The sequence below is a fragment of the Candidatus Corynebacterium faecigallinarum genome, from assembly GCF_052264515.1.
In the GTDB taxonomy this organism is placed as follows: Bacteria; Actinomycetota; Actinomycetes; order Mycobacteriales; family Mycobacteriaceae; genus Corynebacterium; species Corynebacterium faecigallinarum.
This window is the reverse complement of record NZ_JBQQOC010000044.1, coordinates 1-10,536: the sequence shown is the minus strand read 5'-3', so window position 1 is coordinate 10,536 and position 10,536 is coordinate 1. Positions and strand designations below refer to the sequence as shown.

The following is a 10,536-nucleotide window of genomic DNA, read 5'->3' as shown; positions in this document are numbered from 1 at the left end:
AGTGCAAGGAGACGGTGAACCTGCCGGGGGAATTGACACCACGCTAGGGGACTCAACCGCCGCACAAGGCCGCTACGCGGAGCTGTGGGAGGCGTGGAGCGTCAGCTGACGGTCTCCATGATCGCGCGGCGTGGTTGAGATGCTAAGAATCGTTCCTATGTGGGGCTGTTCGTTTCTTCCGGGCCGTTACCGTCGGTCCCGACAGTCATCTGTCAGCTTCGACGTTTCTCACTGATCTGACCCCACTTTCTAGGAGACCCGCGTGCCCCGTCGCGTCCGCCCGATCACCGTCCACCCCATGGCCCTGCGCAACCTGGAGGTGACCGCCGTCGCTGACATCACCCCCGCACTGCGCCGCGTGACCCTCACCGGGCCGGATCTGGTGGACTTCAGCTCCGCCGGCTTCGACGACGACGTGAAGCTCTTCTTCGCCTACCCCGGGCAGACCGAACCCGTCCTGCCCACCATCGTCGACGGTGGGATCCGCTTCCCCAAGGAACCCTCGCCGCTGGTCCGTACCTATACCATCCGCGCGTGGCGTCCTGAAGCCGGCGAGCACGGCGAGGTGGACATCGACTTCGTCAAGCACGGCGTCGGCGTGGCCACCACCTGGGCCTACCGCACCCGCCCCGGCGAAAGCGTCCACATGGTCGGCCCGACCCTGACCAAGGGCCTGCCCGCCGGGGCGGACTGGACCCTGATCGCCGGAGACGACACGACCGTCCCCGCCATCGCCCGCTACCTCGACGAGCTGCCGACTGACGCGAAAGCCACCGTCTTCATCGAAGTCGCCGAGGACGCCCACCGCTACGACATCCTCGCCGGCCGCGACCTGCCCGGTGTGACCGTCACCTGGCTGGTCCGCCACGGCGCACCCGGTGAGTCCGCTCCCCTGCTGCTCGACGCGATCAAGACCCTGCCCGCTGACCTGTGGGAGACCGGCCAGTGCTTCGCCTGGATCGCCGGAGAACAGTCCATCGTCCGCGACATGCGCCGCCACCTCGTCGGTGAGCGCGGCATGGACAAGGCCTGGATCGACTTCACCGGCTACTGGCGCAAGGAGACCGTCGTCGCGATGGAAGACGACGCCGCCGTGCCCGACCCCGAGCGCAACGAGTCCGCGTTCTCGAAGTTCCACGAGATGGCGGAGATCCTCCCGCCCCTGGCCATCCGCGTCGCCGCGAACCTGGACCTCGGCAACCTCATCTCCCAGGGCACCACCGCCGTCGATGATCTCGTCGAGGCCACCGGGGCGAACCCGACCGGACTGCGTAAACTGCTGCGCTACCTGGAGGGCCTGGAACTGCTCGACCCACTGTCCGGCCCGGCGGAGGCCCGCACCGCCTACAAACTCTCCGAGGTCGGTGAACTGCTCACCAATGAGTTCGTCCTCGACCACATCCGGCGCGACGGCGTCATGGCCACCAGGGAACAGGCCTTCTTCGGCCTGGAGGACGCAGTGATGACCGGCGAGCCGGTGTTCCGGAAGGTCACCGGGCGGACCTGGACCCAGCAGCGGCTCGACGCGTCCTTCGAGAACGAGCGGTTGGAGAAGTCGGCGACCAGTGCGTCCTACCTCGCTGCTCCGCTGGCCGGCTCTCACTCGATCACCGGGGCGAGGGACGTGGTCATCCACTCTGACGGGGCTGGAGCACTGGCCGCCGCGCTGGTGGCCGATGACCCGGACGTGCGCGTCCTCATCCCCGCGTTGCCGACCCAGGCGAACTGGCTGCGGGAGGATCTGAAGCAGACTGTCCCGGATGCCGGTGCCCGGAAACGGATACAGATTGTCGAACAGTCCGTGTTCGAGCCGACCATGCGCGCGGACACGATCATCATCGCCCATGAACTGGGCAATCACCCTGATGCGGACGCGGTGCTGCTGCTGCGCCGGGCCGCGGAATCCCTGACGAAGTCGGGTCGGATCCTGCTGATCCAGCCGACGTTCGGCATCGTCGAGTCCGACGGGCCTTCCGAGCACGGTGGCGAGGCTGACCTGCTGAACCTGACTGTTGTCGGCGGCGGGCACCGCACCCCGACCGAACTGGAGGCCCTGGTGGAGGCCGCCGGGCTGCGCGTCGCGTCCGCTGAATCTGTCGGCTGGGGCACCGTGGTGCGCACGCTGGGTCGGGCGTAGGCGCGGGGCTGGCGTGGTCGTAGGTCTGGCGCGGGGCAACACGGGGTAACGCAGGGCAGGCGCTGACGGCCCTTCCCTGTCGATCTCCCTACCCGCGAACGTTATCCACAAGGACCGGGTTGTCCACAGGCTCCTGGGGTTTTGCGTTGCGGGCACATTGTCGGTGGCCGCCGGTCCGATAGTCTGCCGCGCATGGGGAAACAGAATGCACTGGGGGCGTGGCAGACGACCCGACGGCAGGCCCTGGACAGTCTTGTTCTGGCCAGGCAGACCATAGCCAGCAACCATTCCGGCCATTCCAAAGGTTCCGTACCGGCCGAGACTGCCGGTGTCGTCGAGAACATCGACAGGGCTCTCTACCCTGTGCTGGCCGCAGAGTTCCAGGGATACTGCCGTGACCTGCACGGCGACGCGGTCGCGGCGATCATCGCTGAGGCGCAGTGGCCGACGGAACAGATTGCGCGCGTGTCAGCGGCCGCGATGCAGGACAAACGGGGACTGGACCGGAAGAACCCGGCTTCCTCCGTGATCGGCGACGACTTCCGTGCGCTCGGTCTGAAGCTGTGGAACCGAGTCCAGGAGGAGCATCCCGAGGACTACCCGGACTGGCGGCGATCACTGGACACTCTCGTCAACATCCGCAACGCTGTATCCCACAGCGACCGGAAACGGCTCAAGGACTTCACTTCCAAGAAGCAGCTGACCTTCGCGTACTGGCAAAGCACCCGCAAAGACCTGGACTTGCTGACTATTGCCATGGACTCAGCGGTCAGGACATACTTGGTGGAGATCGCCACACCTCCGCCGCACATACAGCAGAAGGAAACTGATCATGACTAACAGCAACGCCACGACCCCCAAGGTGGGAGATATCGTCCGGGTTGTCTTCGGCATCGAGACCCTGGATGCGCGAGTCATTGACATCGAAGATGGCGAGGTTGACGTTCGCCTCATCTGGAACGACCCCACCACACCCGAAGACGAGATCGAACCCTTCTACCAGACCTACCGGATGGACGAGATCCTGCCCAAGGACTGAGACAGGCTCGCGGTATCGGTGAAGCCCAGAGCTCACCACCAGCACAGCAGACAGGAAGCGACCATGACTAGGGCGTGTCTCTTTAAATCGTGACCGTGCCCCGCCATACTCGGTTCATGGCCACCACCGACCGCTACCAGCAGCTCACCGATGACCAGTGGGCACGCATCGAACCCCTCCTGCCGTCCAGTGACGGCAGGAGGGGTCGCCCGTTCCGGAACTCCCGTCAGATTCTCGAAGGTGTGATCTACCGGTACCGCACCGGGATTCCCTGGCGTGACCTGCCCGAATACTTCGGCCCCTGGCAGACGGTGTGGAAACGTCACCGTCGTTACACCGTCGACGGGACCTGGGACCGGATCCTGCAGTCCCTGCTCGCCGACGCCGACGCTGCCGGGTTGATCAGTTGGATCGTCTCGGTCGACGCGACGATCAACCGGGCCCACCAGCACGCGACGAACACAACCCGACCCGAACAGCACACAGGGGGCACAGTCGAATTACAAGAATCAGGCCTGTTCTGATCTTGATGATTGTGAACCTGCAGGTCACGGGGTTGGGCGGTCGCGGGGAGGGTTGAGCACCAAGATTCACCACGCGGTCGACGGGAAGGGTCGACCGTTGGCGGTGGTGGTCACCGGCGGCCAGCGTAACGACGGGCCGGTACTACAGGCGGTCATCGACGACATCCGGGTTCCGCAGCCGGCAGGGAGTCCGGGCAGGCCACGGACCAGGCCAGATTCGGTGATGGCGGATAAGGCGTACCCGAGCCGGGCGAATCGGGAGTACCTGCGTGATCGGGGGATCACCGCGGTGATCCCGGAGAAGAACGACCAGGTCAATGCCCGCAAGCGTAAGGGGTCTGCAGGTGGTCGGCCGCCGAGAATGGACTGGGAGGCCTACAAGGGCCGCAACGTGGTGGAGCGGTCGTTCAACCTGCTCAAGCAGTGGCGGGGCCTGGCGACCAGGTACGACAAGCTCGCGGTGATTTACCGCGGGGCTGCCGTCCTGGCCGCGATCGTTGCCTGGCTCAGAGCATTAGGAGACACGCCCTAGCACCCTCACCGGTTGGGTGAGGAGCACTTTTGCTGCCGGTGAGGGTGCAAACTCGACATTGTCGGCGGGATGCGGAGTGGGCGGAGGGAAAAGTGCCGATGTCAGCCGAGACGCAGACCCAGCCCCTCGAAGTCACTGTTGCCGCAGGTGCCGAGGGTGTTGACGCAATACCCGGCGAGTGTGCCGGAGTCCAGGGGAAGGTACTGGCGCGCCAGGAGCTCGTTCTCCGCGGTATCCGGCGCATCAGGCGCGTCGGGCGCATCAGGCGCGTCAGGCGCGTCGGGCGCATCAGGCGCGTCAGGCGAGTCGGGCGCGTCAGGCACAGCACCACCGATCTCCCCCGAGGTTGTCTCCAGCGCCAGGCGCGCCGCCTCCGCTCCGTCCGCGACATCAGCCCGGTCGAAGACGGCGAAGACCGCCTTGGACAACACGTCTCCCGCACCGGGACTGCAGGTGGCGCCGGGCTTCCCGGTGAACGGGTCTGCCCCGGGGATGCAGTTCCATCCCGCGGCGGTGGCGGTGGCGACGAACGCGTCCACGTTGCCGGAGACCGTCGTCTCGCCCGGTGCGCCCGGCGAGTCCGGTGCGAAGGGCGCGGCCGGGACGGTCGAGAGCACGGCCGACGGAGCACCGTTGCCGCCGTCTCCGTCACCCCCACCGTCGCCGTCATCGCCGATGGTGCAGGCGCCCAGGGCGAGCGTCGCCGCGGCGGTGACGGAGAGCAGGGAACGGGTGACGCACTGGGTTTTCACGGGGTCCATGAGACCACATCAGCCCCACCGCTGTCAGCAGTGGGGCTGGGGGTCAGCCGTCTCCGGCTACGGATCAGTTCAGGTTGCCGAGGGCATCGCCGAGACCGGGGACGCCCGGAACGTCGACGACATTTCCGTTGCCGTCGTCGACGTGCACGGAACCGTCCTCACCGATCTCCGCTGACGCACCGTCATCGGACTCGACGCGCATGCCGTCGTCGCCGAAGGTGGCGGTGTTGCCGTCGCCGGAGTCCACCGTGACACCGTTCTCGTCGGTGGTGACGCTCGGCTCATCACCGGTCGCGTCGTCCGAGGTGTCGGCCGCGTCCGCGGCAGCGGTCTCGGCGGTGCTCTCGGCGGTGGTCACCGCGGTGGTGGTGTCGTCATCTTTGTCGTCGTCACCACAGGCCGCGAGACCGAGTGAGGCGACAAGCGCCGTGGCGACGGCGGCGGAGCGGAGGGCGACACGGGAACCGGAGGTCTTCCTGAAATTCATCATGGGAAAAGTAAACATGCCCGGCCCGGATACTGACAGCCTTTCAGGGAGAGTTCCCCGGCGGCGGGGGTGACGGACACCACATAAGCGCATGGTTTCACTTTCTACAGGGGGTGTGACTAAACCGCGGGCCACCCCCGGAGAAACGTGTCAGAGCTCGTCGACGACCGGTGTCACCGGAGCGAGACCACCCTCCGCGGACCGCGGGTCCAGCGGCACGATGTTCGGCGTCCCGGTCACCGGGTCCGGCACCACCATCGCCTTCAGACCGAAGACTTCCTCCACCAGATCCGGGGTCATCACCTCGGCCGGGGACCCGGTCGTCACGATCTGACCGTCGCGCATGACGATGAGGTGCTGCGCGTAGCGGCACGCCTGATTCAGGTCGTGCAGCACCGTGACGACGGTCTTGCCCTCGTCATGGAAGGTCCTCAGCAGCTCCATGAGCTCGTACTGGTGCGCGATGTCGAGGAAGGTCGTCGGCTCGTCGAGCAGCATGATCGGCGTCTGCTGGGCGAGCAGCATCGCCACCCACACGCGCTGACGCTGACCACCGGACAGTTCCGCGACCAGCCGGGACGACAGGTTGTCCGTCCGGGTCGCGACGAGAGCGTCCTGCACGGCTTTCTCGTCCTCCGGGCTCCACTGGTGGAACAGGGACTGGTACGGGGCACGGCCACGCGCGACGAGGTCGGCGACCCGGATGCCCTCCGGGGCCAGGGAGGTCTGCGGCAGCAGGCCCAGCTGCCGGGCGACCTGCTTCGCACCGTGGGACGCGATCGGCTTCCCGTCGAGCAGCACCTCGCCCTTCACCGGGGTGAGGACGCGGGCCACCGCGCGCAGCAGGGTGGACTTGCCGCACCCGTTGGGTCCGATGATGGCGGTGAAGGACTCGTGGGGAATGTCCACGGTCAGGTCGGTGGAGATGATCCGCTGGTCGTAGCCGATGGTGGCGTTGCGGACCTGAAGTCGTGCGTCAGTCATAGTCTCTTTCATTTCAGCATCGCTCATATCGCTCATTTCGGCGTCCCGTACTGCCTGCGCGCCTCGCGGATCAGCAGCCAGATCATGTAGATGCCACCCACGCTCACGGTGAGCAGGCCGACCGGGATCGACCGGTAGAAGTGGGAGATCACCAGGGACAGGAAGTGGGCGAAGGTCAGCAGGGCCGCACCGACGGCGGCGGCGCCGAGGACCGTCACACCGGGCGTCCCGGCGATGCGTCGGGCGAGCTGCGGGGCGACCAGGGCGATGAAGCTGATCGGTCCGGCGGCGGCGGTGACCAGGGCGGTCGTCGCCACGCCGACCACCATCAGCAGCAGTCGGGTGCGTTCGACCTTGACGCCCTGGGTGGTGGCGGCGTCATCCCCGAGCTCCATCTGCTTGAGCGCCGGGGCGAGCAGGGCGACCAGGGCCACCACCACCGCGGCGAGGATCAGCACCGGGACCAGGGAGTTCCAGGTCACCCGGTTGATCGAGCCGGCGGACCAGAAGCCGACCATCATGGCGTCCTCCACGTCCGCGCGGGTGATGAGGTAGAAGTTCAGCGACCCGAGGGTCGCCGAGACACCGATGCCCACGATGATCAGGCGGAAACTCTCCACCCTCTTGTTCTTGCGGGCCAGCATGAAGACGATGAAGGCGGTGATGATGCCGCCGATGATCGCGGCGAAGGCGATGTTCCAGTACGCGGTGGTGCCGATGACCAGCATGCACACCGTCACCGCGGTGAAGGAGCCGGCATCGAAACCGATGATGTCCGGCGAACCCAGCGGGTTGCGCGTCATCGACTGGAAGATCGCGCCGCCGATGCCGAGCAGGGCGCCGAAGACGACCGCGGCGATCGCCACCGGCATGCGCCACTCCACCACCACGATGCGGTGGAAGCGGGTCTCGGGCGCGCCGAAGATCGCCTTCGTGATCTGCCACGGGTTCAGCGGGTAGTCGCCCATACCGATCGCGATGATCGCCAGGACAGCGGCGGCGAGGATGAAGGACGCCGCGACGACCGCGAGGCGGACATGGATGCGGTTGCTGGTCTTCGGGGTACGGACCACGACGTTGCGGTAGCCGAAGTCGACCGCGGACTCACTGGTGTTGCGGGCGAGACGTTCTCTGAGGGTCATTCTGTCACTCACAGGCCACTCGCATTCTTCCGGCGGACCAGGGCGATGAGCACCGGGGCACCGATGACGGCGGTGAGGATGCCGACCTCGATCTCACCGGGACGGGCGATGACGCGGCCCAGCGTGTCCGCCAGCAGCACCATGATTGGCCCGCCGAGCAGGCAGTAGAAGAAGATCCAGCGCTGGTCTGGCCCCACGATCCAGCGGACCACATGGGGCACCATGAGGCCGACGAACCCGATGCCACCGGTGAGGGCGGTCGCGCCACCGGCCAGGACGGTCACCGCGAGGATCGTGACGATCCGGGTGCGCACGACCTTCGTGCCGAGCGACGCCGCGAGATCGTCACCCAGGGCGATGGAGTTCAGGTCGGTGGAGACCAGCACCGCCAGCACGAAGCCGAGGAGCAGGAAGGGGATGACGAACTTCGCGTCATCCAGGGAGGTCCGGGCGACCGAGCCGAGGTTCCAGTTGCGGATCGCCTCGAAGGTGTCCGGGTCGATGAGGGTGAGGAAGCTGGTGACGCCGCCAAAGACGGCGCCGAGGGCCACACCGGCGAGCACCAGGGTGGCGGGGTTCGCGCCACGGGCACCACCGGCGACACCGATGACGTAGACGAGGACGGTCGTGGCGGCGGCTCCGATGAAGGAGAACCAGATGTACTGGTTGATGCCGGCAATGCCGAAGATGCCGACACCGACGGTGACCGCCAGGCCGGCACCGGCGTTGACGCCGAGGATGCCGGAATCGGCGAGCGGGTTACGGGTCAGGGCCTGGATCAGGGCACCGGCCAGGGCGAAGGCCGCACCGGTGAGAATGCCGATGACGGTGCGGGGTAGGCGCTGGTCCCAGACGATCCAGGACGCCTCGTTCTCACCGCGGTGCCAGATCGCGTCCCACACGTCGGCGTAGGGGATCGGGTTCGCGCCGTTGGCGAGACTCAGGAGGAAGGCGACGACCAGGGCGGCGGCCAGTCCGATGAGTCCGATGGTGCGGCGGGCGTAGAGGGTGTTCTTCTGCGGCGGATCGGCGGGAGCAGTGTCGGGGCCGGGGCCGTCGTCGGGTGGCGCACCCGGAGGGGTGCCGGTCGTCTGTTGTGTCATCTCTGTCTGTCTGTCTGCTGCTGTTCGTAGTGCGTGGACGCTTCGGTACATGTGCGTCGGTGGGAAGACCGGTCCACCAGTCCCGCCCATCGAAACCACATCTGACATGAGGGGAGGCTACCCGCAGTCATCTGTTCAGGGTAGCCCACTGACTTTTCACAGAGTTGCTCAGGTATGAGGTGTTTTTAGCATGAACCGAACATTTTCTTTTGTCACCCCCGAAAAGTCCCCCCTCCCCCCAGTGGCCTCTGGCTGCCCCTAGTGACCCCGCCCCATGGTCACGAGTTGGCGCGGACCACCGCACCACCGTCAACGGCCTCCGACAGGTCGGCGAGGAAGCCCTCATCGAGCGCCCACCGGATACTCAGCGGGCTGGGTGCATTGGTGGCCATGGCCAGCGCCTCGTTCTCGAGGATGCAGTACCGCCCGTCCCGGATCGGCGACCACCGTGCCATGGCCGGGTTCTCCAGCGTGTTCTCCGTGTAGTCCGGCCCACTGGACCAGGCGACGAAGAGGTCTGCGTCGAGTTTTCCGATGCTCTCCAGGCTGACTGCGCCACTGAAGTCGTCCGGCTTGTCCAGCCCCAGCTCCTTCGCCAGGTTCGGGCTGTCGACCAGACCGAACTCCCGGAGGAAGGCGACGCGCGGATCGTCGGAGACGTAGAGGCCGACCTCAGGGCCGTTGCCCTCGAAGGTCAGTCCGTAGAGGAAGGACGCCCCCTTCAGGTTCGGGTACTTCGCCGCCTCGGTCGCCATGGCGTCCTCAGTCCCGGAGACGAGGTCGGCGACCCTACCCTCCTCACCGAGGGCCTTCGCGACGACGCCGGTGAGATCCTGCCAGCTCCCGGACATCCAGGGCGACTTCTGATAGGCCACGGTCGGAGCGATCCTGCTGAGCTTGGCGTACTCGTCATCGGTCACCCCCGAGTGCGGGGCGAGGATGAGGTCCGGTTCCAGGGTGGCGATTTCCTCGATGTCCAGGGTGCCGTCATCCTTGTTGGTGATCTCCGGCATGTCACCGCCGATCACATCCTCGACCTGGTGGCGGAACCACGGACTGAAGCCCTCATCGTCTCCACCCCAGGTACGGTCCACGCCGACCGGCGCGACACCGAGCGCGGCGACGATGTCGTGCGTCATCCAGCCGACGGTCACGATCTTCTCCGGCTTCGCCGGGATCACGGTCTCGCCGTAGACGTGCTCCATGGTGACCGGGAAGTTGCCGTCACCGTCACCGGTGGCCGTAGCGGCGTCCTCACCGTCATCGGACGAGCAGGCCACCGCCACGCTCAGGGTCACGGCGGCGAGCAGCGTGGCCGCCACCCGTCGCATCAGGGACGCCGGGCGGCGCGGAATTGTCGTCGTTGAACTCATTGAATCTCCTCAGGGTAGGTTCACCTCAGGAGAGACTAGTAGTGCTGATGAGCGTCGGGACGACAAGGATCTTCGCACACCGGACACCGTCTGACGTGCGCATACCCTGTGCTATCGTCCGTTCCCGCCACCACTGACCGAGGAGGACCCCGTGACATCCCCCGTATCGCTGACCCGCGGATTCCTGCTCGCCACCCACAGTTTTCCGGTGCCGGGGTCCACCACCTGGCATGAGAGGCACCACGATGTCCACGAACTGTTGTGGACGGCATCAGGCACCGCCACCCTCACCGCGGAGGGAAAGGTCTGGACTGTCCCTCCGAGCCTGTGCGTCTGGATACCCGCGGGGACCGTGCACAGTGTCTCCACGACCGGACCCGCCGACGTGAAGGCGACGTATGTCGCCACCACGTCACCGTCCACATCTCCGGTGGCAGACAGCACCACCGGGGTG

10 protein-coding genes and 1 pseudogene are annotated in these 10,536 nt (G+C 66.5%); 5 read left to right on the top strand and 6 right to left on the bottom strand.

Annotated features, from left to right (window positions below; genetic code table 11):
- Positions 1-262: 262 nt before the first annotated feature.
- The 4 genes and pseudogenes from ACTXPP_RS13600 to ACTXPP_RS13585 all read left to right on the top strand — a co-directional run bounded on the left by ACTXPP_RS13600 (position 263) and on the right by ACTXPP_RS13585 (position 4,232).
- Positions 263-2,137 carry a siderophore-interacting protein gene (locus ACTXPP_RS13600; RefSeq protein WP_014011329.1) on the top strand — a complete coding sequence of 625 codons (1,875 nt, stop codon included), beginning with the start codon at positions 263-265 and terminating at the stop codon, positions 2,135-2,137.
- Between the two features lie 192 nt (positions 2,138-2,329).
- Positions 2,330-2,977, top strand: a complete 648-nt coding sequence (locus ACTXPP_RS13595; protein ID WP_014011330.1) for a hypothetical protein — start codon at positions 2,330-2,332, stop codon at positions 2,975-2,977.
- A complete protein-coding gene (locus ACTXPP_RS13590) occupies positions 2,970-3,176 on the top strand; it encodes a hypothetical protein (RefSeq protein ID WP_041630240.1) in 207 nt (68 codons plus the stop codon). The genes ACTXPP_RS13595 and ACTXPP_RS13590 overlap by 8 nt, the downstream gene beginning before the upstream one ends.
- Before the next feature lie 116 nt (positions 3,177-3,292).
- Positions 3,293-4,232: pseudogene (locus tag ACTXPP_RS13585) on the top strand (IS5 family transposase).
- 101 nt (positions 4,233-4,333) lie between these two features.
- Here the strand turns inward: ACTXPP_RS13585 and ACTXPP_RS13580 are convergent.
- The 6 genes from ACTXPP_RS13580 to ACTXPP_RS13555 all read right to left on the bottom strand — a co-directional run bounded on the left by ACTXPP_RS13580 (position 4,334) and on the right by ACTXPP_RS13555 (position 10,082).
- On the bottom strand, positions 4,334-4,993 hold the full coding sequence (locus tag ACTXPP_RS13580; protein WP_014011278.1) for a hypothetical protein: 660 nt from the start codon (positions 4,991-4,993) through the stop codon (positions 4,334-4,336).
- Positions 4,994-5,057: 64 nt separating this feature from the next.
- Complete coding sequence (locus ACTXPP_RS13575; protein ID WP_148263296.1) at positions 5,058-5,480, bottom strand: hypothetical protein; 423 nt, start codon at positions 5,478-5,480, stop codon at positions 5,058-5,060.
- A gap of 150 nt (positions 5,481-5,630) precedes the next feature.
- The gene (locus ACTXPP_RS13570; RefSeq protein ID WP_041630229.1) at positions 5,631-6,464 is read right to left on the bottom strand and encodes an ABC transporter ATP-binding protein; all 834 of its coding nucleotides are present in this window, start codon (positions 6,462-6,464) and stop codon (positions 5,631-5,633) included.
- Positions 6,465-6,496: 32 nt separating this feature from the next.
- Entirely contained in the window at positions 6,497-7,606 is a 1,110-nt protein-coding gene (locus ACTXPP_RS13565) for a FecCD family ABC transporter permease (protein ID WP_441579585.1), read from the bottom strand.
- A gap of 8 nt (positions 7,607-7,614) precedes the next feature.
- Entirely contained in the window at positions 7,615-8,709 is a 1,095-nt protein-coding gene (locus ACTXPP_RS13560) for a FecCD family ABC transporter permease (RefSeq protein WP_041630230.1), read from the bottom strand.
- Between the two features lie 278 nt (positions 8,710-8,987).
- Complete coding sequence (locus ACTXPP_RS13555) at positions 8,988-10,082, bottom strand: ABC transporter substrate-binding protein (protein ID WP_014011283.1); 1,095 nt, start codon at positions 10,080-10,082, stop codon at positions 8,988-8,990.
- 151 nt (positions 10,083-10,233) lie between these two features.
- Between ACTXPP_RS13555 and ACTXPP_RS13550 the strand changes: the two genes are divergently transcribed.
- A partial coding sequence (locus ACTXPP_RS13550; RefSeq protein ID WP_443342607.1) for a cupin domain-containing protein occupies positions 10,234-10,536 on the top strand: 303 nt, incomplete at its 3' end.

Bases quoted from the DNA above. Each gene is read 5' to 3' on its own strand.
- ACTXPP_RS13595 (WP_014011330.1), top strand. From the start codon at position 2,330: ATGGGGAAACAGAATGCACTGGGGGCGTGGCAGACGACCCGACGGCAG.
- ACTXPP_RS13590 (WP_041630240.1), top strand. From the start codon at position 2,970: ATGACTAACAGCAACGCCACGACCCCCAAGGTGGGAGATATCGTCCGG.
- ACTXPP_RS13580 (WP_014011278.1), bottom strand. From the start codon at position 4,993: ATGGACCCCGTGAAAACCCAGTGCGTCACCCGTTCCCTGCTCTCCGTC.
- ACTXPP_RS13575 (WP_148263296.1), bottom strand. From the start codon at position 5,480: ATGAATTTCAGGAAGACCTCCGGTTCCCGTGTCGCCCTCCGCTCCGCC.
- ACTXPP_RS13570 (WP_041630229.1), bottom strand. From the start codon at position 6,464: ATGACTGACGCACGACTTCAGGTCCGCAACGCCACCATCGGCTACGAC.
- ACTXPP_RS13565 (WP_441579585.1), bottom strand. From the start codon at position 7,606: ATGACCCTCAGAGAACGTCTCGCCCGCAACACCAGTGAGTCCGCGGTC.
- ACTXPP_RS13560 (WP_041630230.1), bottom strand. From the start codon at position 8,709: ATGACACAACAGACGACCGGCACCCCTCCGGGTGCGCCACCCGACGAC.
- ACTXPP_RS13555 (WP_014011283.1), bottom strand. From the start codon at position 10,082: ATGAGTTCAACGACGACAATTCCGCGCCGCCCGGCGTCCCTGATGCGA.